This is a genomic window from Halomonas sp. KX33721 (assembly GCF_001596805.1).
Taxonomy (GTDB): Bacteria; Pseudomonadota; Gammaproteobacteria; order Pseudomonadales; family Halomonadaceae; genus Vreelandella; species Vreelandella aquamarina.
Map to the genome: position 1 here is coordinate 32,521 of NZ_LVIA01000039.1, position 23,926 is coordinate 56,446.

Sequence of the window (23,926 nt, forward strand, 5' to 3'; positions counted from 1 at the left end):
TTCCTTTTCAGGAGTTCAGGTTAGTAGTGTTGATGAGCCGTTACTCATCGCCTAGCGCCAGAAGCGACGCGTTGCCACCCAGGGCGGCGGTGTTATTAGTAATCGTTTTTTCGGTCACAAAGCGCTGCAAATAGTGCGGCCCGCCTGCTTTAGGGCCAGTACCTGACAGCCCTTGGCCACCGAACGGCTGAACGCCAACAACAGCACCGATGATATTACGGTTGATATACACATTGCCTACCCGAATTTTCTGCGCTATTTCAGCGGCAAAGGATTCGTTACGGCTATGCACCCCAAAGGTCAGTCCATAACCCCGGCCGTTAATGTCATTGATGACCTTATCAAGCTCACGTGCTTTGAAGCGCACAATGTGCAGCACCGGGCCAAACTGCTCGCGCGTCAGGGCGTCAATACTGTCAATGGTAAAGGCGACCGGCGGTACAAAGGTGCCGTGCTGGGTGTGCTCGGCGGCCATCGGTGTTTCGGCTACTAAGCGGTTCTCGCCTTTGAGCTTCTCGATGTGCTCCATTAAGCCTTTACGGGCGTCTTCATCAATGACCGGGCCGACATCGGTACCCAGGTCACGAGGGTCGCCAATGCGCAGTTCGCTCATTGCCCCCTTGAGGATTTCGATAACGCGGTCAGCAACATCTTCCTGAAGGTAAAGCACCCGCAGGGCAGAGCAGCGCTGGCCAGCACTCTGGAAGGCAGACTGAATGACATCCACGACGACCTGCTCGGGCAGGGCGGTGGAGTCAACGATCATCGCGTTCATGCCGCCGGTTTCAGCGATCAGCGTGGGTAGCGGCGCGTTATCACGAGCGGCGAGAGCACGGTTAATAATTTGCGCTGTGTCGGTACCGCCGGTAAACACTACGCCGGTAATGCGCGGGTCAGAAGTCAGCACGCTGCCCACGGTAGGGCCGTCACCCGGCAGCAGCTGCACCACATCACGGGGCATACCGGCTTCGTATAGCAGCTCGATAACGCGGTGGGCGACAATAGAGGTCTGTTCAGCGGGTTTCGCCAGAACAGTGTTGCCTGCGACCGCAGCGGCAACGATTTGCCCGCAGAAGATGGCTACCGGGAAGTTCCAAGGGCTGATGGCGGCAAAAACACCTTTACCACCCATCATCAAGCGGTTGGATTCACCGGTCGGGCCAGGCAGTTCGATGGGTTCGCCAAACGACTCTTCAGCGCGCATGGCGTAGTAACGGCAGAAATCAACCGCTTCTTTGATTTCATCGACGCCGTCAGTGAGCAGCTTGCCGCCTTCACGGGAGCAGAGTGTCATCAGCTCCGCCATGTGCTCTTCCATCAGGTCGCCCAGCCGACGCACAATCGCTGCGCGCTCGGCTACGGGAGTCGTGTCCCAGCGCGGGAAGGCTTCCCAGGCAGCGTCGAGGGCTTTCGCTGCCTGCTCTTTGCTGGTCCACTGCACGCTGCCGACGGTTTGGCGGCGGTCGAAAGGCGAAGTGACGCTATGGGTATTGGCGCTATCGTCGGCCACATCAAACGCTAGCAGCGGCTTGGTGGGGTACTGCTTATCCATGAACGTCGCCATTTTCTCCATCAGCGGGTAGTAGTGGCTACGGATGTTTAAGTTGACCCCACGGGAGTTGCGGCGCTTCGGCCCGTAGATGTCTTTTGGCAGCGGGATGCGCTTGTTGTAGAAAGTTTTTTGCTGGCGCAGTGTTTCGATAGGGTGCTGGCACAGCGACTCCACCGGCACGTCCGGGTCGACAATCTGGTGAACGAACGACGAGTTGGCACCGTTTTCCAGCAGGCGACGTACCAAGTAGGGCAGCAGGTCTTTATGCGCACCGACCGGCGCGTAAATACGGCAGTAAGTGCCTTTGGGGGCGCGCTCAAGGGCTGCATCGTAAAGGGCTTCGCCCATGCCGTGCAGGCGCTGGAATTCAAACGGCCGGCTGTCGTGGTTCGCCAGCTCCAGAATGGTGGTCACGGTGTGGGCGTTGTGCGTCGCAAACTGAGGGAAGATGCGGCCACGGGTGTCGTCAGACAGTAGGAACTGCGCGCAGGCCAAGTAGGCCACATCGGTACACGCCTTGCGGGTATAGACCGGGTAGCCATCGATACCAAGCTGCTGAGACTCTTTGATTTCGCTATCCCAATAAGCACCTTTTACTAGGCGTAGCGGAATTTCATCGCCCTGCTCATCCGCCAAGCGGTTGATGTAGTGCAGCACGGGCAGAGCACGCTTGGAGTATGCCTGAACCACTAGGCCAAAGTGGCCCCAGCCTTTGACGGCGTCGCTCTGGTAAATCGCACGGAAGACTTCCAGAGAAAGCTCCAGGCGGTCGACTTCTTCAGCGTCAATGGTCACAGCCACATCCAGCTCGCGCGCTTTGGTGACCAGTTGAATGACGGTATCTACCAGCTCGGTCAGTACCTGTTCGCGGCGGCCAAACTCATAGCGGGGGTGTAGGGCAGAGAGTTTGATGGAGACCGATGGTGCCGGGGTTTTGTCGCCCAGAGATTTGCACGCTTTGCCCACTTGCTCAATAGCACGGGCGTAGTCGTCAAAGTAGCGTTTGGCATCGTCGCGGGTGCGCGCGGCTTCACCCAGCATATCGTAAGAGTAGGTGTAGCCTTTATTGAATAGCGGCTTAGAGCGTTTCAGGGCTTCGTTAATATCGCGGCCAAGCACGAACTGCTTGCCCATGATTTTCATCGCTTCCATCATCGCCCGGCGAATCACCGGCTCGCCCATACGATTAACCATACGGTTAATAAAGTGGGCGGGCTGGCCCTCTTTCGGATGGTCCAGCTTCAGCACGCGGCCGGTCATCAGCAGGCCCCAGGTCGAGGCGTTGACCATCCACGACTCGCTCTTGCCTACATGGGACTGCCAATCCGCTGGGCCTAGCTTGTCTTCGATCAGCGCATCTGCGGTGGCTTTATCCGGAATACGCAGCATCGCCTCGGCAAGACACATCAGCATCAGCCCTTCGTGGGTATCCAGGCTGTACTGCTGAAGCAGCTCGTCGATGGTGTCGACGGCGGTGTCCATGTTGCGAACGTCGCGCACCAGCGCTGCCGTGTTGGCCTCAATGCGCGAAAAATCGTCTTGGTCGGCGTTCAGCAGTTTAATCAGCTCGCTGACGTAGGCATCTTCATCGACGATATAGTGTTCGCTGACACGCTGCATTAGCGTATCAAGGTCGGTTTGCCAGGTGGCAGGGTCACGCATTTTTTTTAGCATTGAGCATTGAGGCCCCCGTAAGACAGGTCTGAAACGAACAGCTTGAACGAATAGCTGTGTCAGCTAGCGTTCAAAAAGTGGTGGCAGGGCAGATGCCCAGACTGACGTTCGAATGTAGAGCTAGCCGTCGTTAGGTGTATGTCGTTTTCGTGGCAAAACGTGTCAATTTCACGGCAAGCTGTGCCTGTTTACGACTTTAGTAGAGTTGGGTGCGGCTCGCTAGCGGCAAACAACGCGACTTTTTTACTACACTCACCAACGTAATATCAGCGAGACGAGAGCACGCTTGCCCCTGCGGGGGTGGCTGAGGGTGATAACGCCGTTGAATGAGCCGTTGAACGATTGTTGGTATCTAAGGAGGGGCTGGCAAAGCCTTGGCGTAGCTGGCGCGGCGAGGCTCCGTAGCTGCGGCGAAACGCATGGGACAGCGCGCTCTGATTGGCAAACCCTGTTTGAATGGCAATATCGGTCAGTGGTAAGCGGCTTTGCATGATGAGTTGACGCGCTGCGTGAAGGCGCTGTCTGCGGACATATTGCCAGGGTGAAAGGCCGGTTTGGGCGCGAAAACGCTCAGAAAAATGTGCTTCGCTCAGGCAGGCGAGCTTGGCTAGGTCGGCCACCCGCAGCTCATCGGCTAAGTGACGGCGGATAAACCGGTCAATCTGGTTAAGGTCAATGCGTCGCTGGGCAGCGCTCCCTGAGGCACCTAGGCGGGCTTTTAGCGAGCCTAACAGCGTGGCCGCTAGGCGGTCTTGCTGAAACGAGGTGGCAGAGTTGTCTAATCCCCGGGCCAGTTCGCTCTCGACAAAGGTAAGATAGTGGCGCAGCGGGCTGTCTAAGGCAAAAAAGCGCGGCACATCAAATAGCGCCACCAATTCACGGTGCTCACCCGTCAAAGCGGGAGCATCTTCTGGTAAATCTAGAATCAACTGACGATTATGGCCGTTGCCAGAATAGTAGTGCTCATGGTTAGCAGGCACGATGCAGCCGGAAAAAGCGTTTACACGGCCGCCCAACCCCTCGATTTCAAATTCAGAAGAGCCACATAGCGTGATCACTATCTGATGGAAGTCATGGGAGTGATGCTTCGTCGCCGTTTCCAGGGGTATTTGACGAATGGTACTCGGCATACGGTTCTCCTCGTCGCTGCTGCTCTGTTAGCGCTGACGAAGCGCTGTATGTGCCGCTAAATGATCACGTAATGCTTTTAGCTCCGCGTAACCCTCTTGGTTGAGGAGCGGCTTGCCCTGAGCAATCTGCCAGCGTCGCCCGTGTGTATCCATTAGGTGTGAGGCACGGCGGCGAACGTTGTCTAAATACTCATCATGGCGGATAGGGTAGCCAATCAGAGCATTCCACTCGGTCTCGCTGACCTTGCTCTCCAGCGCCTTATCAAACAGCGCGATCAGATCCTTGGGCTCGGTGCGGTAGCGAGGCGTTCCTGCGTTCATCAGCACCAGCAACACAGCCCCCATTACCAGTAAACAAACGCCAAACACCAGTAAGTAAAGTGCCATGCATAGCTCCTGGCCACATCAGGATAGACGCCAGCTTATGCGCCCAGTTGAGAATAGCCACCTAGTATACGCCTGCGCCTGCTGAGACGAAAATTTTAACCTTTTGCGAACTTTTTCTCTGCAGGGTGTCTGAGTATGTACAGACAACATCGCGATAGCAGTCGCTAATAGTGTTGTTCTGGCTATTGTTTTCGATCCCTTGCTTCCGCTGCTTGTTTCAAGCAGCGGTTTTTTTTGTAGGTACCTTTATTAGCATCATGCCGCAGGTGTTCAAGCGTCTAATGGCGGCGAATCATTAGTAAGGCCATCAAAATGTCCCGACGCGTGACGATGCCCACTAAGCGATGCTGTTCGACGACCGGATAAATTTTCGGTTTCGCGCCCAGCATTTCCTGCGCTAAATCGGTCACGCTTTTATTGGGGGGGGGTAGTGAGCACGTCCTGACGCATTAACTCTCGGACCAACGGCGCTTCGTGGTCATGGTAAATGCTGTCGAGCACGTGCCCCAGAACATCCTGCTCAGAGATAAAGCCGATTAAGCGGTCTGACGTATCTACGACTGGCGCTCCAGGCAGCCGATGCAGGGCGAGCCCTTGTGCAAGCGTCGTAATGGATGTCTCTCCTGAGACACGGTAGCAGTCGCGAGACATAATATCGCGTACGGTATCCGGGATTTTTTTTATTCATTGGAACACTCCTTAACGTGATCGACAGGCCACTGCCGATTCTCTTACTGTAGGTGATTTAACTCATCCTGTGCTGCCCCCATACTGTCTCTATTCAACGCTTTGCCAATTTTTCAAGCCCGCTTCAAATGCTGTGAGGAGTCGTTATGGATGCTCGTGAATATCTGAACCGTAAAGGCGTTGGCCTAGATCGAGACCCTGACAGGCCCAATACGCTGGAAGAGAAAGCCTGGGAGCGTGCCCGTGGCGCAGGCAGTCATCGGCCCAACTCGGGGACACCCTACGACTGGGAAGATTGGGAGCGCTACCACGACGACTTGGCAGAGGGCGCAGACACCCTAGAGCAAAAAATAGATAAAGAGGCGCACCGTAAAGCGCTTGCCCATGAAAAGGAGCAGGCCGAGAAAGCACAAGCGGCCGTTGGGCACTTTACCCCCTCAGCGAAGCCTATAGCCCCTGAAGAAAAAACTTCACCAGAACCACCCGCCACACCCGCGAAAGAACCTGCCAACTTACAGCTAGCTTATCGCGCCCTGGCCGTGCTGCTACCGCCCTTAGCCGTTGGTTTAACCGAAGGCGGGGCCCAGCGTGTGTTAATCAGTGTCGTGCTGACACTAATAGGTTGGTTACCCGGTGTTGTCTATGCACTTGTTTGGCTGAATAAACGGTAAAAACCGCCTTACGCTTTTGGCCCATTGGCAGGGGATTCTAAAGGCGTATAATCCCCGTCAACTTTCTTCTTGCTTGAGGTTTACTGATGGGCTATTTGGTTGGCGTAACGGCGCTCTGGGCGTTTTCGTTCTCTTTAATTGGTGTGTATTTGGCGGGTCAGGTTGATAGCTACTTTGCTGTGCTGGTCCGCGTGACCCTGGCAATGCTGGTGTTCCTACCTTTTCTGCGCCCAAGCCTGCTGCGCGGTAAGCAGCGCTTGGCATTGATGGCGCTGGGCGCGATCCAGTTAGGCATCATGTACACCTTCTTTTATCACTCCTTCTTGCTACTCTCCGTGCCGGAGGTGCTGCTGTTTACCATCTTTACGCCGGTGTATATCGCGTTGTTGGATGACCTGATGTTCAAACGCTTTACGCCGATCTATTTGGTAACAGCTATTTTGGCAGTACTAGGCGCCGGGGTGATTCGTTACGACGGCATCGACAGCGGCTTCTGGCTCGGCTTTTTGGTCGTGCAGGGCGCTAACTTATGTTTCGCCATCGGCCAAGTCGGTTACCGCCGCCTAGCGGCAGACCTGCCGCCCACTCTTGCTTGGCATAACGTGTTTGGCTGGTTCTTTATCGGGGCTATGCTGGTAGCGCTGCCTGCCTTCTTGCTGTTTGGTAATAGCGCCGCGCTGCCATCCATCACTCTGCAGTGGGGCGTATTGGCGTGGCTGGGGCTGGTGGCATCGGGTGTTGGCTATTTTGCCTGGAACCAAGGGGCAACCAGGGTAGATGCGGGCACCCTGGCGATTATGAACAATGCGCTGGTGCCGGCTGGTTTGGTCGTTAACCTGGTGATTTGGAACCGCGATGCTGATGTGGGCAAACTGCTTTTGGGGGCGGCGATCATGGGCGCTTCGCTGTGGCTAAACCACTGGTGGCTGCAGCGCCGCAAGGTGGCGGCTGCCTAAGCTAAACCGCTGATTTTTCCCGGTGCGGAAGGCTTATCTCTGCCGCACCGGGTGATTTGCTCGATACTGTCTTCCTCTCCATAATGTGGGCTGATGCTAGCGAGAGTCGCCCATGTCTAATACCCCATCGTCAGGTTCCAACCCCGGTAGCCTTAGTCACCCAGTGAAGCCGTTCAAGACGATTGGCTTGATTGGCCGCTTAGGCAGCGACAAAGTTGTCGACTCGCTTCAACGCTTGGTCCGTTACTTAACGGAACATGGCTATAAGGTACTCATCGAAGACCGCACCGCCACGGCGCTGCCCCAACACGGCTTACCTGAAGCTAGCCGCCGCATGTTGGGTGAACTGTGCGATTTAGTGATTGTGGTAGGCGGCGATGGCAGCTTGTTAGGCGCTGCACGCACCCTGTGCCGCAGCGGTACGCTGATTCTAGGCGTCAATCGCGGGCGGCTGGGCTTCTTAACCGATATTTCTCCCGATGAGTTAGAGACCCGGGTAGGCGAAGTGCTGGCGGGGGAGTTTGAGGTTGAAGAGCGCTTCTTGCTGGATGCCGTGCTCTACCGCAATGGGGTCGCCGTAGGAAATGGCGACGCGCTTAACGAAGTTGTGGTGCACCCCGGTAAAGCGGTCCGCATGATTGAGTTTGAACTGTTTATCGATGGGCAGTTTGTCTACAGCCAGCGCAGCGATGGGCTGATTGTCGCCACTCCAACCGGCTCTACCGCCTATGCGCTTTCCGGTGGTGGGCCGATTATGCACCCTAAGTTGGATGTGGTGACGCTGGTGCCGATGTTCCCGCACACGCTCTCCAGTCGGCCCATTGTGATTGATGCGGCCAGCGAAATACGCATTCATATTGGCGAAACCAACCAAACCTATCCCCATATCAGTTGTGATGGTCAAACGCGTGCGGTGGCTAAGCCTGACGATGTGCTGGTGATCACTCGTAAGCCGGAGCGCGTTCAGCTCGTGCACCCGATTGGGCACAATTTTTATGACGTGCTGCGCAGCAAACTCGGCTGGAGCCACCGGCTAGGGGATTGATATGGAGGGTTACGATTTAATCGGTGATATTCACGGCTGCGGCGCTACGCTAGCGGCTTTGTTGGAGAAGTTGGGTTACCACCAGCGCGGCGGTGTTTATCGCCACCCGCGGCGCAAAGTAATTTTTTTGGGCGACCTGATTGATCGCGGGCCACGTATTCGCTTGGCGGTGACCATTGCACGGCGCATGGTAGAGGCGGGCGAAGCGCATATTGTGATGGGCAATCACGAGTATAACGCGTTGGCCTATACCCATCCCGCGCCCTCTGGCAGCCACAAGCGCTGGCTGCGCGAACATACCCCGCGCCACAACCGCATTATTCAAGACACTCTTGATCAGTATCGCCACCATACCAACGAGTGGGAAGACACGCTGGCCTGGTTCAAAACCATTCCGCTGTTTCTAGAGCTAGACGGTATTCGCGTGGTACACGCGTGTTGGGATGATGCGCTGATCAGCGAGCTCAAGCAGCGCTTACCGACTGCCCGAATGGATGATCAGTTTCTGGTAGAGTCCAACGACCCAGGCTCCCAGGCGTATCGAATACTTGATCGTCTTACCCGTGGCCCCCATATCCGGTTACCAAAAGGTGTCGCGATTCACTCGGGGGACGGTTTTACCCGACAAAGCTTTCGCGCCCACTTTTGGGCAGCTAACCCGCAGCAGTGGGGAGATGTGGTATTTCAGCCAGATAACCTGCCCGGCGATTTGGAAGCGCGACCACTCACCGACAGTGAGCGAGAGCGGCTAAGTTATTACGGCCCAGAGCAGCCGCCACTGTTTATTGGCCACTACTGGTGCGAAGGAATTCCCGCCCTGCCTGCCGCAAATATCGCCTGCTTGGATTACAGCGCCGTAAAGTTTGGCCGTTTGGTTGCCTATCGTTGGAGCGGTGAAACCCAGTTGAACGCTGATCATTTCGTATGGATTCAAGTACCTAAAGAGGAGCGTGCGCTGCCCAAACCCTGGGAAATAGATTTTGATTAAGCGTGCTGTGGATGATTTACAAATGGTTACATAATTTTTGCAAAACTGCTGAACTAATCTAGCTGCCGGCTATCAGAGTAAGTGTTCCCTTGAATGATCCCTTGCTTTTATCCGGCGGCCCCCTCCGCCGGATTTTTTTGTTTATCCTTTGGTAAAGCGGCGCTAAAGCGCGACCACCACTTGGATAGAAGGGAGATGCCATGCATCCAGTCATGCTCTTACCCGCGGGCGCAGACACACAGGCACTGCGCAAAGCGTTATGGCACTACCGTATTGGCCACCGGATCACCGACGAAGCGGACGGCCAGCTGCTCTGGGTGGCCGACCCCCGCCAACATGAAGAGTTACGTACCCTGGTTAGCCGCTGGGAGCGAGGCGAACCGCTGATTCTTGAAGCTACCCGGCCCAAACGCCCGCCTGCGGCCCACAGCCTTGCTGCCACGCTACGCCAAGTGCCGGTCACGGCGTTAATGATCGGCGTGAGCCTGCTGGTATTTGCCCTAAGCGGCATTTTCGGCGATCTGCTAATTGTGGCGCTCACCATTGTGCCGGTGGGTATCTCCGGCGGCCAATTGGTATATGGGTCGCTGGCAGACACCGTGATGGGGGGGCAGGTATGGCGTCTGCTCTCCCCCGCATTTCTGCATTTTGGCTGGATGCACCTGATTTTCAACCTGATGTGGGTGTGGTACTTCGGACGGCAAATCGAGCTGCGCCAAGGCAGTAAAATGATGCTGCTCCTGCTTTTAGTAGCGGGCATTGGCGCCAACGTCGCCCAATACGTGACCGGAACGGTGCTGTTTGGCGGTATGTCCGGCGTGGTCTATGCGCTATTGGGCCATGTGTGGCTCATGTCCCGCCGTGCCCCGAACAGTGGCTTTTTCGTGCCGCAAATGCTGGTGGTGTTTATGCTCGGCTGGATGGTGTTCACCATGACCGATATCGCCAGTACCGTCGGCTTTGGCAACGTGGCCAATGAAGCCCACCTGGGCGGGCTGCTCGTGGGGCTCGCCACGGGCTGGTATTATTCCTCCAAACGCAGCAAAGCCTAACGCCGCCAATTTGAAAGCAGCAAATACTTGAGGTGCTAACCGTGAGCGATATGACCTTCGATAAAATGATCAGCCAGATGACGCCTGCGATTTATGAAAGCCTTAAGCAAGGGGTGTCGCTACGCAAATGGCCTGACGGCCGCCGCTTAACGCCGGAGCAAACCGAGCTGTGTTTGGAAGCTGTCATGCGTTATGAAGTTGAAAACAATGTACCGGAAGAGAATCGCGTAGGTTATTTGGAGCGGCGTACCTGTGGGGCAGGTGCGACAGGCGCAGGCGTTAGCCCAGAAATGGCGGGCCTTGGCCGGGATGCCACGCGTGACTGATTTGTTAATCCCCGAGGTCTCTCCCGTTAAAGGGTGTTTGCAAAAAATGGCGGCGGCACTGCCTAGCCGCCAAGACGAGCAAGTGGTTTACCATCTGCGCGCTGGTGAGCATCGGGTGGCGTTGAATGAGCGTATTGGCTCCCCCATGCGCCTTGCATGGAGCGGTGCCATTGCCTGTACTCACTGCGGTCGGGCAACCAAAAAAAGCTTTGCACAAGGCTACTGCTACCCTTGCTTTAAGCGCTTGGCGCAGTGCGATACCTGCATCATGAAGCCAGAGACCTGCCACTACTACCAAGGCACCTGCCGCGAGCCGGAGTGGGGCGAGGCGCACTGCTTTCAGCCCCACATCGTCTATCTGGCTAACTCTTCCGGTTTGAAGGTGGGCATTACTCGCAAAACACAAATGCCCACTCGCTGGTTGGATCAAGGCGCTATTCAGGCGCTGCCGATTCTCGAAGTGAATACCCGCCAGCAGTCCGGGTTCGTCGAGATGCTCTTCAAAGAGCAGGTGGCTGATCGCACCAATTGGCGCGCTATGGTCAAAGGTGAGGTCGATCCCCTTGATCTGCGCGCTGAGCGTGACCGATTGTTAAACACACTGGCAGACGGTTTAGGCCAGCTACGTAGTGTTCACGGCGAAGACGCCATTCGCACGTTGGATGAGGCTCCTTTGCAGTTCGACTATCCTGTGGCTGCGTTTCCCCGCAAAGTAGTCTCTCATAATTTTGATAAGCAGCCGCTGGTTGAAGGCATCCTTCAGGGCGTGAAAGGGCAGTACCTCATGTTCGACACGGGTGTGATAAATCTACGTAAATTCACAGGTTACGAGATTTCGGTGGAGTGAAACTTGGCGTTTTGCCTAGCCAGAATGGCATCGGTTGACTAAGGTTATCAGGGTCACAATAGACTCTGCCCTAGTCACGCAAGGAAGCCTCGATGCCATGGCTAAAACTGCTGCACATCGCCGCGCTGGTCATTTGGTGCGGCGCTCTTCTTTATTTGCCTGCACTTTTATTACAGGCGCTTCAGCTACGTAAAGACGCTGGCTTCGCCCAGGGCACACCGCCCATGCCGCGGTTTTTCTATAATTCCATCGCCACGCCGGCGGCCCTTGCGGCGATTGCTTCAGGCACGTTGCTATTTCTGTTGCATGGCCTGTTAGGGGGCTGGCTAATACTCAAGCTAGGGGCCGTGGTGTTAATGGTGGCCGCTCACGGGTGCTTTGGCTGGCTCATCCTGCGCCTGGAAATGGGAATTTTTAAAGGGGTGAAGGCAGCCAGCTTGTGTGCGCTGCTGTTGGCGCTGGTAGGCATCTTTGGGGTGCTAGGGTTTGTGCTCTCTAAACCGCTGGAGTGGAGCTAGCTCAATGGCCAATGTCCTATTACGGGCTGCCATTGAGCCGCTCGGGTTACTATTCTACTTCAACGCCCACCGCGTGCTCGTACACCAGTTGGCCACCGAGCCACCCGGCCAGCGCAATCAAACCGGCCGTTACCAGCGAGATGGCCAACCCCCACGGCAGCACCGCACTGGGCTCAGTGAAACGCAGCAGCCAGTTCAGCGACGCCAGAGAGAGCATGACCACAGCCACAATGGCGTGGCTCCAGCCAGTAATCAGTCGACGGATGCGTGCTACCGAGACCAAGTCAATAATGCCTGCCACCGACGCAATCCAGCCGCCAAACGCGCCAACACCCGCCAGCCAAAGCCCGCCGCGCAACCAAAACGTATCTTGGGTATACCAGTAGGCGATATCGCAAGCGACCAGTGCCATCAGCGCCGCTACCGGGAAGTGAATCATTACCGGATGGAGTGGATGGCCAGCCAGCGACGCGCGGCTTTTGATCGAGCGTTGGGGAGTAGGTGTCATCGTCACTTCCTGTGGTTAGACAAAGCGAAACAGTCGGATAGATCAACTGCACTTCAGGGAAAACGCTAATGAGGGAACGCAATAGCGCTACGTCCACCGTCACTCCGTATGTATCGCCGCGATGGACCCGACGAGTCGCCTGTCTGTTGGGGCCTGCCCTGGTAATAAGTTTGGCAGGCTGTGCAGGCGACAGATCTATCTTAGACCCTGCAGGGCCCGCCGCGCGAGACGTTCGGTTAATTTGGTGGGTAATGCTGGGCTTTGCCACCATCGTGCTGATTGGTGTCACCGTGGTTTGGCTGTATGCCTTCAAACCGCGCAACGTGGAGCGCACGCCTGCCCAAGAACGACGCATTGCCCGCCGCTGGATTATTGGTGGAGGCCTTGTGTTGCCGATCACCAGTGTGACTGCACTGCTGATGTTTGGGGTGCCCGCCGGGCAACGCATGCTACCGCTCCCGCTAGGCGAGCCGCCTGAAGTGATTGAAGTGATCGGCCACCAATGGTGGTGGGAGGTACGCTACCCAGGCGCCGAAGGCGGCGAAGTCGTCACCGCTAACCAGCTCGTCATGCCCGCCGGGGAGCCGGTGGATTTTCATGTGAGCGGGGCGGATGTCATTCACGCGTTTTGGGTGCCGCGCCTGGGCGGCAAAATCGACATGCTGCCAGGAAGGGTGAATAAAATTCGCCTGGAAGCCGATGAGCCCGCCGTATTTGGTGCCCAGTGTGCCGAGCTGTGCGGGGTGGGCCATGCCCATATGCATTTGTACGTCGAAGCCGTGCCTCGTGAAGCATTCGATGCATGGCTGGCAGCTCGCCAAGACGCAGAACTAAGCGAATTAGCGACGCAAGATACCACTCATGATGGTGCAAGAGAGGCCTTTGCGACCCACTGCGCGAGCTGCCATCAAGTGGCTGGCGTCAGCCAGGGCGATGTAGGGCCGAACCTCTCGGATGTCGGTAGCCGCACGATGCTGGGTGCCGGTGTGATGGCCATGGAAGAGGGCGCGGTGAGCCAGTGGCTGCAGCAGCACCAAACTCTGAAGCCGGGCAATAAAATGCCCGCCCACGACGATATTGATACGGACACCTTGGATGCCCTGGGTGCTTGGCTGGAGACCTTGACCCCATGAAGAGCGTGAATCAAGAGGCGGTAGAGCAGGACCCGCAGCAGTTACACGAAGACCTACATGACATTTGGGGTAACCCGAAAGGGCTAAAGGCCCTCACCATCGTGAACCATACAACGCTAGGTCTGCGTTTTATGATCACCGGGATGGTGTTTTTCCTGATTGGCGGCATTCTCGCCATGCTAGTGCGCACCCAACTGGCGATGCACGACCAGGACTTTATGTCGCCGGAGATCTATAACCAAGTCACCACCATGCACGGCACGGTGATGATGTTTCTGTTCGCCATCCCTATGCTGGAGGGGCTGGCGATTTACCTGATCCCTAAAATGATTGGTGCCCGTGACTTGGTGTGCCCACGGCTAACGTCGCTGGGTTATTTCTGCTACCTGTTTGGCGGGATTATCCTCACCTCCAGCCTAATTATTGAGATGGCGCCTTCAAGCGGCTGGTTTATGTATACGCCGCTGAGCAGTAAAGAGTTTGCCCCGGATTTGGGCTCTGATTTTTGGCTGCTGGGCATCACCTTTGTGGAGATATCGGCGCTCTCGGCGGGGGTGGAGCTGGTGGTGTCTATCTTACGCACCCGCACTCAGGGCATGGCGCTGCATAAGATGCCGCTGTTTGCGTGGTATATCCTCGCCATGGCGCTAATGATCGTGGTGGGCTTCCCACCGCTGATCTTGGGCAGCGTGTTGTTAGAACTCGAGCGCGCGGTCGGCATGCCGTTCTTCCAAGTTGCGGGCGGCGGCGATCCAGTGTTATGGCAGCATCTTTTCTGGCTGTTTGGCCACCCAGAGGTGTACATCATCTTTCTGCCTGCTGCCGGGATTATTTCGACGCTGATTCCCGTGTTTGCCGGGCGGCCCATCGTGGGATACGGCTGGGTAGTGGCAGCGATCACCATTATGGGCTTTATCAGCTTTGGGCTATGGGTTCACCACATGTTCACCATTGGCATTCCGCAGCTGGCCCAGGCGTTTTTCTCGGCGGCCAGTATGCTAGTGGCCGTGCCCACGGCGATTCAGGTGTTTGTCTGGATAGCCACGCTCTGGCTTGGCAAACCCAAAATGAAGCTGCCCATGCTGTGGGTGATGGGCTTTTTAATTATCTTTGTGTGCGGCGGGTTAACCGGCGTCATGCTGGCGCTGGTGCCGTTTAACTGGCAGGTGCACGACACCCACTTTGTGGTGGCGCACATGCACTACGTGCTGGTGGGGGGCATGTTCTTCCCGCTGATCGCCGGGCTTTACTATTGGTTGCCGCTCTTCTCCGGGCGAATGCCCTCCGAAAACCTGGGGCGCTGGGGGTTTTGGCTTACTTTCCTGGGCTTTAACGGCACCTTCTTGATCATGCACTGGACCGGGCTGCTCGGTATGCCCCGGCGGATTTACACCTATGAAGCAGGGTCGGGCTGGGAGATTTTTAACCTGCTCTCATCCATCAGCAGCTTTGTGCTCTCGGCAGGGATTGCCATGGTGCTGCTGGATATCGCGCTGCACTTTCGGTTTGGCAAGCCTGCCAAGCATAACCCCTGGAATGCCGATACGCTGGAGTGGGCCAACACCATGCCGCCCAGCGCCTATAACTTTGTCAGCCTTCCCAATGTCGAAACCCGCCACCCGTTGTGGGATGACCCAAATCTGCCTCATACCATGGCCGAGGGTAAGCACTCGTTGGCGGTGGCTTCCCACGGCAGAAGGGAGATGTGGGGCACCGATCCAATTTCAGGCAAGGTGCGCGAGATTATCCACCTGCCCGGTAACTCCTGGTGGCCGCTGTTTGCCGCTGCCGCGCTGGCGGTGGTGTGCCTGAGCCTGCTGACCAAGGTGTACGCGTTGGCAGGCGTGTTCGTGATGATTGCCGGTATCTTTCTGCTGCGCTGGTCCTGGGAGAACGGTGCCCACCCCAAGGCGGCACCGGATGCAGGCGTCAAACCCGGCGACCCACCGCTTCACTCGCGCACCATGGATGGCCCCGGCCTCTGGGCGATGGGTGTTTTTCTGATCGCCAACGGATCGTTTTATCTCTCTTACCTGTTTGGCTGGTTCTACCTTTGGACCGTTTCACCGCAATGGCAGATGCCAGAGTCGCCGCCGCTATCGCTCATATTAATGGGTGCAGCTGGCGTAGCGGTTTTAGCCGGTTGTGGTGTGATGGAAAAGCTGGTACGTGGGCTGCGCCAGCAGCGTGACGCCGGGCTAGGTGCAGGCTTCTATTTAGCCGCTGCGTTAGGCGCACTACAAGTGGGGCTAACGGGCTGGGCGCTGTGGCAAGCCGAGCTTGCCCCCACGCAAACCTCCCACGATGCGGTGATGCTGGTCGGCCTTGTCTACGCCCTGTTCCACGGCGGTTTAGCGGTCGTCTTGACCGTGCTTCAAGGCCTGCGTGTGGGCTATGGCTATGTGGGCGCTCATGCTCCCTTCGAGCCGGGCGTAGTAGCCCTGCTTTGGCGCTATAACGTGGTCACCTTTGGGCTGCTCATAGGGGCGCTAGCGGTGCTGCCCCGCGTGTTAGGAGGGTAGGGCGATGGAACGACTTAACTTTACCCACCCTATCCATTTGATAGTGGGACTAACGCTCTGGAGCGTTTGGTTTGTGGCCGTTTATAGCGGCCTATCGGTGGCCTGTGCGGTAAATCCACCGCCGCCGGAGGCAAGATCACTCACGCTACTCAACGCAGGTCTGGGCGGTTTTACCCTTCTCTGTGCTGCTGGGCTTGTGCTGTTGGCCTGGGGGTGCTGCCGCACAGCCAAGCAGCATCAGGGGCGTCAGCGCTTTCATGCCGTGGTATCCGGTTGGCTCTACTTGTTTTCTGCCTTTGGCGTGGCGTTTGCGGGGCTACCCATCATTGGCGTGCCGCCTTGTCTGTAACCGTGAACAGTGACTCGCCTGCTAATGACGACGCACCGCTCTATACGCTTCATGGCATGTGGTGCACCAGCTGTGCGCTGGCGGTAGAGGGCGCGCTAGCTCGCGTACCGGGCGTCGCTCAGGCCAGCGTTCATTACCCTACTGCAACGGTATGGGTAAACGGCGCTCCCGCAGCAACCCAGTTGGCGGTGCTAGCCCCCGTGGTGAAGCGGCTGGGCTATCGGCTAAGCGAGTTAGAGCCAGTGCAAGATGCCCAGCAGCGCTTAGCCCAAGAGAGCCGCTACCTCACGCTGCGCCTGATTGTAGGTGCAGTGTTGGGTATGTGGACCATGCTGGCGTCGCTGCTGATCTACGTGGGTGCGCTGCCCAATGCCACCATAGAGCTGGTCGTCGCGTGGGTGTCCGGTGCCTTTTCACTGCCCGTCGTGCTCTATTCCGGCCTACCGTTTTACCGAGCGGGGTGGCGCACGCTATTGGCCCGACGCCCCGGCATGGATGTATTGGTAAGCCTGGGTGTGTTTGGCGCCATGGCGGTATCGGTAGGGCTGCTGCTGCGCGGCTCTTCAGAGGTCTATTTTGATACTGCGGTGATGCTGATTGTGCTGCTTCTAGTGGGCCGACTGGTTGAAACCCTGTGCAGGCAGCAGGGGCTCAAAGCCTTTGATGCACTAAGGCTGCCGGAGGATGACGTGGTGGTTTGCCAAGGCGAGCAGCGCGACACGCAGCCCGTTGGGGAAGTCTCCATAGGAGCCGTGATTGAAGTGCCTCCTGGTGAGCAGGTGCCCTTGGATGGCCTGCTGGACACGCCCGGCTGGCTGGACACCGCCACGCTCACTGGGGAAAGCGTGCCCCGTTACCTGCATGCTGGGCAGCGCGTCTATGCGGGCTGCCGCTATGCGGCGAGGCTAAACGCTGCGCCTTTGAAGGTGACTGTGACGGCCACCGTCGGCCAGCGGCGGGTGGATAAACTGTGCGAGCAAATGCGCCGCGCCCAGGCAAAAAAGGGCGAATTGCACAAGCTGGCCGACCGCTTTGCCTCATGGCTAAGCCCCGTAGCGCTGCTGCTGGCTGTGCTGACACTCCCACTCGGGCTGCTATTGGGCCTTGGTCTAGAAGACGCTGCTGTGCGTGCGCTGTCTGTTTTGGTGGTGGCTTGCCCCTGCGCGGTGGGGCTGGCGGTTCCGCTGGCAAGCCTTGCCGGTAGCAGCCAAGCGTTACAGCAGGGCATTGCGCTTCGCGACCCTGCTGCTTTTGAAACCCTGGCGAAAGTACGCGGTATTGCCTTCGATAAAACCGGTACGCTCACCCGTGGGCAGCATCAGGTAGTGCATGCCGCGCTGCGCCAAGGCGAAGATCTCACGATTTTTCAGACGATGCTGCACAGCGCCGTTAGTCAAAGCGAACACCCGCTAGCCAGCGGTTTGCTGGACTGGGCGAACAAGGCTGAAACAGCAACGCCGCCCAAAGCGCTTCATAAAGTATTTCATAAAGTATTTCATAACGTACTTCATATTGAAGATCATCCCGGCAAAGGCCAGCAAGTAACGTTTCAAAACGGAGAGCAGTGGTGGTTAGGTAGCGCCGCATGGATAGAGCAGCAGCTTGGCACACCCTTGCCAGATAACGCCCAACACCCTGACTACGCCTTTGCTTCACAGGTGGTAGTGGCCAACAGCCGCGGTTGGCTCGCCACGCTTTACTGTGCCGACCAGCCGGTGAGCGATGCGAAAGCAAGCCTTGCCGAACTACAGCGCTCAGGGTACATCGTGGCGCTGATCAGCGGCGACCGCCAGGGGCCGGTGGGCTGGCTTGGCCAGCAGGTAGGGTTAGCAAAAACCGCCTGCTACGCCCAGCGTTCGCCGGAAGCCAAAGCGGCACTGCTCAAAGCGCTGCCTTCGCCTACGCTCTATGTGGGCGACGGGGTGAACGATACCTTAAGCCTTGCTGAAGCCGGGGTAGGCGTCGCTCCCATGCAAGCCAGCGAAGCCGCCCGCGAAGGAGCCGCCGCACAGCTGCTTTGGCCTGGGGTGAGCGGTATCGTGAGGCTATTGGCATTGGCTAAGCGCACCCGCCGAGTCATGGTGCAAAACTTGGTGTTTTCGGCGCTTTACAACACGCTGGCGCTTGGGCTGGTGACCATGATGGCGGTCCCGCCCTTGGCCGCCGTGCTGGCGATGGCAGCAAGCTCGCTCAGCGTGACGTTAAATACAGCGTGCCTTGCGTGGGCAGAGCCTGACGAGGCTAGCGATAGCCCAATGCCTGCCCTAAGCGCTCAGCGTTCGATGCCACCCACTGCGGGTCAATCGCGCCCCACTGCTTAATGGTGTAATGGCCAATGTTGTGGCGCTCGCCGTCGCCTTTTTCAAACACACACTCAATATCTAGCTCGCCGAGCGACGCGATGGTGTCCTGGGCGGTGCGCCTCGGCATGCCGGTGGCTTCCATCAACGCGGGTACGCTGGCCACGCCTTGCTCAATCAAGTGGGCCACGTAAAGGCGGCGGTAAAAGCTGGATTTTGTTTTGCTGAGCGACATGGAGAGGGCGTCTTCTTAGTGATGGGTATTCCAGCAGTCTAATCAAATAAATCCCCCTGTGCCCGGGGCGGGCGAAAATCACGGGTATTCAGCCCCTGCTCGGTGCGTGGCTGCATGTTCCACTGGCGGCTAGCACGCTGAAACCGCTGGGCGATTAAGTCAGCGAATACTCCCTCACCGCGAAAGCGCTTACCAAAGGCAGCATCGTAGGTTTTACCGCCCCGACACTGGCGCATCAAACTCATTACCTTAGCGGCGCGCTCGGGGTAGTGGGCTTCTAGCCACGCTTCAAACAGCGGCGCGACCTCGTGGGGTAGCCTTAGCAGCATCCAGTTCGCGGTGCGCGCCCCGGCACGACTGGCGGCTTCCAGAATGCGTTCAATTTCGTGGTCGGTCAGGCCGGGAATAATCGGCGATACCAGCGTGCCCACCGGTATTCCCGCCGTGTTTAGCTCACGAATCACTTTCAGGCGCGCCTGCGGCGATGCCGCACGGGGTTCCAGCGTGCGCTTTAGGTTAGCGTCTAGGCTGGTCAAACTCACGAACACCCGCACCAAGCGATGCTCTGCCATTTCTGCTAGTAGATCTATATCCCGCAAAATCAGCGTGCTTTTCGTCACTAGCGTCACCGGGTGGCGGCAAGCCAACAGCAATTCCAGCAAGCGGCGGGTGGTTTGGTAGGTGGCCTCTAGCGGCTGGTAACAGTCGGTATTGCCGGAGAGGTTAATGGGTCTGCAAACGTAGTGGGGGTGGCAAAGCTCCTCTTTTAAATGCTCCACCAGCCCGTGGCGGGCGATCAGTTTGGTTTCAAAATCCAGCCCCGGCGATAAATCCCAATAGGCGTGTGACGGGCGCGCATAGCAGTAGACACAGCCATGCTCACAGCCGCGATACGGGTTAAGCGAACGATCAAAGGGTAAATCTGGAGAGTTGTTCCAAGAGAGCGCGCTTTTACTGGCTTCCTCGCGCACTTCTGTTGCCAGCGAGGTGGTGGCCTCCTCTTGCCACCAGCCGTCATCCTCCGCCACGCTGCGGGTAGGGGCGAAGCGGTTATGTGGGTCGTAGGTTGCACCACGCCCTTTATGCACGGTAGTGCGGGAAGGGTCAAACGCCGCCATCTGCCACCTCGTAAGATATGTCGCTGTATATGTTTAAACATACAGTATATGGCGTATGAAAGAGGGTGCAAGCACGACGCTGCTAGCTCATGCTGAGCTAAAATGCTTCGTGCCAGTACTGTAGTGTCGTTTCTGATACCACGCCATGCTGCGTACCAATCTCAATCACCGCTTGTTGGAGCGCGCGGGCCAAAGTTGGTTGGTGGCATAACGCTAACGACCGAATCATGCGCGTAATACGCAGGTGGTTATGGCCCCCGGCTTTCAACCAGATATGGGTTTGTATCGATAGCGTTGGCTGAGCGGTGATGATGTTGCCATCCCGTGTTAGCCCCAAAAAATTTAACATTACATCCAGTGAGCGTTGCTGGTGGTGGCGTAAGTGCTCGTCATTCGCAAAAGCTGTTTGCACCGCAGGCGTTAAGAGCGGCGCAAAGCTATTAAAACGACTCGCTTCTGGGATAGGAAACAGCCACTGGATATAATCGTGGGTATGCTCTAGCCAAAAAGGCGAGAGCGCCCAGATATCTTCAAGTAAACGCCCTTTATGATCGGGGGATTCACCGCGATAAAACGCGAGTAAGCGGGTATCGTTATCCATTATGTCTCCCCATTAACGTTTCAGCGTGGCCATGCAGCGCCAATCCGAGCGCAGGCAGTTTTCGTACAAAGCCTCAGTGTGTCTCGCAGGAAAGCGTTGTGTCCTGGTAGTGTGCTAGTACCTGCTCAGCACTCTTTTTTAATGCCTCACGCCACGCGGCAGGAGCGGTGACTTTCACATTGGCGCCCATGCCCATCAGCCACCAGAGGGTTTGCTGGTCATCAGGTACTTGGGCGGTTAACCAGTACCAGTTACTGTCGGGGAGGGCTTCAATGGTTTGCGTCTCAGAAAGCGGTGTTTCCTGCAGCAACCACGCCACAGGTTTCGCGATCTCCGCTTCCAGCGTCACATCGCTCGGCCCTTGCCGATAACCAAACGCGCCGCCCTGAATGTAGTGGTCAATATCAAAATCAGGTTGTGCCTGCCAGGGGTGCTGGCTGAGTGTGGCTTGTTTAATGCGATGCAGGGCAAACTGGCGCAAATCCTCAAACCCGTTTACATGGGCCAGTAAATAGGTCGCGCTATGGCGGCTGACGATGCCTTGCGGATGAAGCGTGAACGGCTTTTCTGTTTCGCTAGAGCGCGACAGGTAGACGACATCAACTGCCTTCTGCTCAAGCAAGGCTTCAGAAATAGTTTGCCAAGTGGACTCATCTATTTCAGCCGGAATCAGCGCTTTACCGTTGGGAATGGCGCGTACTTTTCGCGCCCATTGGCTAAGCCCGTTGGCGTTCATTTCATCCAATAACCGCCGAGCATCGGTAAAGTGGGGCGATAACTGCCCGACCACCACCGGAGGCAAGAGCCCTTTTAAATACTCTTCCGCTAGCACCAGCGTTAAGGCGCTGGGTACATCCAGTGCCGGTAGCTGGCACTGAAAATCACGATCAAAATACCAGCGGTAAGGCTTCTGGCTATCGTCGCAGCCAATCGGAAACTGAGTGGAGAGCTTCTGGCTAAGGTCACGCTGTAGGGAGCGAGTGTCGATCTTAAAACCACGCTCGGCAAGCTTCTCCTTTAGCACAGGGGTCGCGATACGCCCAGGAAAGCGGGGAATCAGCTGCAGCATGGTTAAATAACGAAAGAGCGTGTCGCGTGCTTCGGACATAATAAGCCAACCTTGGCCACTGTGATAAAGATGAAGAGTTTACCGAACCTCACAAAACTTAGCGACTCTCTCGGGTAACCCATTGGTCTCTTTAGCGATTAGGTGAGCGCGATGACGCCAGAGCATGGCAACTCGCACATCGGGTTGCGCATTGGGCAAGTGCCACCAAAGCTCGGCAGGGTGAGTATCTGCCGTCACTTCGAGCGATGTGTCAGGGTGCCCCTCCAACCAGCGATACACCTCCATTGCATTGCGGCCCACGCACACCGGGAACAGCGGTGCATCAACCGGTAGTGCAACACCTAACGCCAGCAGCAGCGTGTTCACTTCATGGTCGCAGGCCAGGTGCCAACGATGCCGACTAGCCACCAAGGGGGCGGTAAGATGGCCTGCCACACAGTGCCAAATCAGATGCGCCTGTAAATAGAGGCGCGATTCCTCTGTGAGTGTGGCGCTATAGCGTGGGCAAAAATAGAGAAACTTACCATCGGTGCTGGCGCTACCGAAATGTTGATCAGTAATAGGAGACAACATTAAGAACTGGCTAAAAAAGCTCATAACAGGCAGCGTTTCGGCCCATGTGTCGCGATCCGCCTGCCACTTCGCCAGCTCCTGCCGAGCGCAATCATCAGAGATTAAACAACCGGGCATCATCACCATCATCTCAACCCTCCGCGATGTTAGAGGTGCACGTTATAGTGATGATGCGACAACTAATGTCGCGTTATTTTTGAATATGCATACTTAGGCGTTATGTGGAGAGGAGGGCAGTAAGAGAAAGTAGTAGCCTGAAACACTAGCCCGCCATAAGTCATAATGGTAACCTCACTATCATTAACTCCTCTCCGCTATTTAGCATGAAGCATATGTTGCGACATAAGATGTCGGAGCATGGGGTATAAATAGAATTTGGTATAAAGCCAAATGCGTGGCCATGGTGGCTGCGTAATGGAAGAGTGGCCAAAGCCACTACGATAACTATGGATCAAAAGGGATTATTGTAATGAAAATGCTGAAGATGACCGCTGCTATTGCTACCGTATCGCTAATGACTGGGTGCGCTACTATTGTAGGCGAGAAGGAGCAAAGCATTACGATCAACAGCAGTCCTAGCAACGCAAACGTGCTAATCACTGATGAGCGTAGCATGGAAGTGCACTCCGGTAATACGCCGACCACGGTGCAATTGCGTAAATCTGACGGAAGCTACTTCGGTGGTAAAACCTATACGGTTGAAATTTCCAAGGATGGCTATGAAAGCCGCACGATGATGATTAACGCTAGCCCGAATGGTTGGTATATCGGTGGTAATATTATTTTCGGTGGGTTGATTGGGTGGTTGATTGTCGATCCATTTACTGGTGCCATGTACAACCTTACGCCTGACACCCTGAATGCATCACTAGGTGAAAACGTAGCAACCACAGCGGAGGGTGAATCTGAAATTACGCTAGTGCTAATTGAGGATGTACCTACTCACATGCTTGATGAAATGCAGTATCTCGGCAAAATTTAAGTGTAAAAAGCATCGCTTCGGGCGGTGCTTTTTTATGGTGCGCCAGGCATGGCGCGCAGCGCCAATTAGGCGCTATCCGGTCCGCCGTGGTGGTTGGCCGGATGACTTGGGGGTGAAAGTCCCCTACGGACCCTGATAGCGGGAACCGTTAGCTGAACAGCAAGGGTGTTCGTCGTGAGGCGGAATCTGAAGGAAGCTGTAGGCAAACTCCTGGCCCGACGAACAGGAACCGCATATGAGGCAGCCACATCTGGGCGAGAGGGCCATGAAACTCGAAGCCCAATAGCTATCCAGAAGATGTGGAAGTAGATGCGGCGGGTAGATGGGAGGAAGGTCGCGCGTCTTACCCTGGGAGGCCTGTTCGCCTGCCACTGGCCACCGACACCGTGAGGTGTCGGGATGGGCGAACAGGAGTCAGCAGAGGCCATATTAGGCTCTCTAACCAAGAGCTGAAGGGCTGAACCTGTCACGAGTGGATAGTTGACCACTCTCTGATGTGTACGAGCAGAAGCCTCCCCGGAGGGCTCTCGATAACTGTATGGCGGGCCGGAAGCCCAAAGACTGTCGAAGCGCTCAGAGCACACAGGCGAGCGAATTCAGCGGAACGAAGCTCAGCCCGATAATGGGGGACAGGAACCGCCGTGGTACGGATCCGTTTGCCCGGTGGTGTGAGAGGACGGGGGAGGCGACTCCCCCTCCTACT

Annotated in this window: 22 protein-coding genes and 1 pseudogene; 13 read left to right on the plus strand and 10 right to left on the minus strand. The window is 56.6% G+C overall.

The features are described from left to right. Nucleotides 1-40: 40 nt before the first annotated feature. The 4 genes and pseudogenes from putA to A3220_RS13975 form a co-directional block, all read right to left on the minus strand. Nucleotides 41-3,226, minus strand: coding sequence for a bifunctional proline dehydrogenase/L-glutamate gamma-semialdehyde dehydrogenase PutA (gene putA / locus A3220_RS13960; protein ID WP_062375359.1), 3,186 nt, complete (start codon nt 3,224-3,226; stop codon nt 41-43). Nucleotides 3,227-3,492: 266 nt separating this feature from the next. Then, the gene (locus A3220_RS13965; RefSeq protein ID WP_062375361.1) at nt 3,493-4,356 is read right to left on the minus strand and encodes an AraC family transcriptional regulator; all 864 of its coding nucleotides are present in this window, start codon (nt 4,354-4,356) and stop codon (nt 3,493-3,495) included. Between the two features lie 27 nt (nt 4,357-4,383). Beyond that, entirely contained in the window at nt 4,384-4,743 is a 360-nt protein-coding gene (locus A3220_RS13970; RefSeq protein WP_044629751.1) for a hypothetical protein, read from the minus strand. A gap of 278 nt (nt 4,744-5,021) precedes the next feature. Beyond that, nucleotides 5,022-5,394, minus strand: a pseudogene (locus A3220_RS13975) (CBS domain-containing protein). Between the two features lie 182 nt (nt 5,395-5,576). Between A3220_RS13975 and A3220_RS13980 the strand changes: the two are divergent. The 8 genes from A3220_RS13980 to A3220_RS14015 all read left to right on the plus strand — a co-directional run bounded on the left by A3220_RS13980 (nt 5,577) and on the right by A3220_RS14015 (nt 11,833). After that, on the plus strand, nt 5,577-6,101 hold the full coding sequence (locus A3220_RS13980) for a YqaE/Pmp3 family membrane protein (RefSeq protein ID WP_044629749.1): 525 nt from the start codon (nt 5,577-5,579) through the stop codon (nt 6,099-6,101). Between the two features lie 86 nt (nt 6,102-6,187). Further along, a complete protein-coding gene (locus tag A3220_RS13985) occupies nt 6,188-7,057 on the plus strand; it encodes a carboxylate/amino acid/amine transporter (RefSeq protein ID WP_062375363.1) in 870 nt (289 codons plus the stop codon). Nucleotides 7,058-7,169: 112 nt separating this feature from the next. After that, entirely contained in the window at nt 7,170-8,102 is a 933-nt protein-coding gene (locus A3220_RS13990) for an NAD(+) kinase (protein WP_062375365.1), read from the plus strand. A 1-nt stretch (nt 8,103) separates the two neighbouring features. Further along, entirely contained in the window at nt 8,104-9,090 is a 987-nt protein-coding gene (locus tag A3220_RS13995; protein WP_058578319.1) for a metallophosphoesterase, read from the plus strand. Between the two features lie 200 nt (nt 9,091-9,290). After that, a complete protein-coding gene (locus tag A3220_RS14000) occupies nt 9,291-10,142 on the plus strand; it encodes a rhomboid family intramembrane serine protease (protein WP_062375366.1) in 852 nt (283 codons plus the stop codon). A 41-nt stretch (nt 10,143-10,183) separates the two neighbouring features. Then, entirely contained in the window at nt 10,184-10,468 is a 285-nt protein-coding gene (locus tag A3220_RS14005) for a DUF1315 family protein (RefSeq protein WP_058578321.1), read from the plus strand. 46 nt (nt 10,469-10,514) lie between these two features. Beyond that, nucleotides 10,515-11,315 (plus strand): DUF2797 domain-containing protein, encoded by an 801-nt coding sequence (locus A3220_RS14010; protein WP_062375368.1) that lies wholly within the window; start codon nt 10,515-10,517, stop codon nt 11,313-11,315. Between the two features lie 92 nt (nt 11,316-11,407). Continuing rightward, nucleotides 11,408-11,833: a CopD family protein gene (locus A3220_RS14015; protein WP_044630638.1), complete on the plus strand. Its 426-nt coding sequence runs from the start codon at nt 11,408-11,410 to the stop codon at nt 11,831-11,833. Between the two features lie 49 nt (nt 11,834-11,882). On the opposite strand, the gene A3220_RS14020 is transcribed toward A3220_RS14015, so the two are convergent. Then, the gene (locus A3220_RS14020) at nt 11,883-12,341 is read right to left on the minus strand and encodes a DUF2231 domain-containing protein (RefSeq protein WP_062360241.1); all 459 of its coding nucleotides are present in this window, start codon (nt 12,339-12,341) and stop codon (nt 11,883-11,885) included. A 68-nt stretch (nt 12,342-12,409) separates the two neighbouring features. Between A3220_RS14020 and coxB the strand changes: the two genes are divergently transcribed. The 4 genes from coxB to A3220_RS14040 are packed head-to-tail and all read left to right on the plus strand — an operon-like array spanning nt 12,410 to nt 18,666. Further along, entirely contained in the window at nt 12,410-13,474 is a 1,065-nt protein-coding gene (gene coxB, locus A3220_RS14025; RefSeq protein WP_084812785.1) for a cytochrome c oxidase subunit II, read from the plus strand. Further along, on the plus strand, nt 13,471-15,996 hold the full coding sequence (gene ctaD, locus A3220_RS14030; RefSeq protein WP_062375371.1) for a cytochrome c oxidase subunit I: 2,526 nt from the start codon (nt 13,471-13,473) through the stop codon (nt 15,994-15,996). Before coxB ends, ctaD begins: the two co-directional genes overlap by 4 nt. Before the next feature lie 4 nt (nt 15,997-16,000). Continuing rightward, nucleotides 16,001-16,345, plus strand: coding sequence for a hypothetical protein (locus tag A3220_RS14035; RefSeq protein WP_054641095.1), 345 nt, complete (start codon nt 16,001-16,003; stop codon nt 16,343-16,345). A 56-nt stretch (nt 16,346-16,401) separates the two neighbouring features. Next, the gene (locus A3220_RS14040; protein WP_084812786.1) at nt 16,402-18,666 is read left to right on the plus strand and encodes a cation-translocating P-type ATPase; all 2,265 of its coding nucleotides are present in this window, start codon (nt 16,402-16,404) and stop codon (nt 18,664-18,666) included. Here the strand turns inward: A3220_RS14040 and A3220_RS14045 are convergent. From A3220_RS14045 to A3220_RS14065, 5 genes are all read right to left on the minus strand, one after another. After that, a complete protein-coding gene (locus tag A3220_RS14045; RefSeq protein ID WP_054641096.1) occupies nt 18,587-18,880 on the minus strand; it encodes a winged helix-turn-helix domain-containing protein in 294 nt (97 codons plus the stop codon). The genes A3220_RS14040 and A3220_RS14045 overlap by 80 nt on opposite strands. Nucleotides 18,881-18,918: 38 nt before the next feature. Continuing rightward, nucleotides 18,919-19,998: a PA0069 family radical SAM protein gene (locus A3220_RS14050; protein ID WP_062375373.1), complete on the minus strand. Its 1,080-nt coding sequence runs from the start codon at nt 19,996-19,998 to the stop codon at nt 18,919-18,921. Nucleotides 19,999-20,095: 97 nt separating this feature from the next. After that, the gene (locus tag A3220_RS14055; RefSeq protein ID WP_062375374.1) at nt 20,096-20,599 is read right to left on the minus strand and encodes an opioid growth factor receptor-related protein; all 504 of its coding nucleotides are present in this window, start codon (nt 20,597-20,599) and stop codon (nt 20,096-20,098) included. 73 nt (nt 20,600-20,672) lie between these two features. After that, a complete protein-coding gene (locus tag A3220_RS14060; protein WP_062375376.1) occupies nt 20,673-21,707 on the minus strand; it encodes a WYL domain-containing protein in 1,035 nt (344 codons plus the stop codon). Nucleotides 21,708-21,746: 39 nt separating this feature from the next. Then, on the minus strand, nt 21,747-22,370 hold the full coding sequence (locus tag A3220_RS14065) for a hypothetical protein (RefSeq protein WP_252860477.1): 624 nt from the start codon (nt 22,368-22,370) through the stop codon (nt 21,747-21,749). A 340-nt stretch (nt 22,371-22,710) separates the two neighbouring features. Here A3220_RS14065 and A3220_RS14070 point away from each other — a divergent pair, with 340 nt between their 5' ends. Beyond that, a complete protein-coding gene (locus A3220_RS14070; protein WP_062375378.1) occupies nt 22,711-23,223 on the plus strand; it encodes a hypothetical protein in 513 nt (170 codons plus the stop codon). Nucleotides 23,224-23,926: the final 703 nt, after the last annotated feature.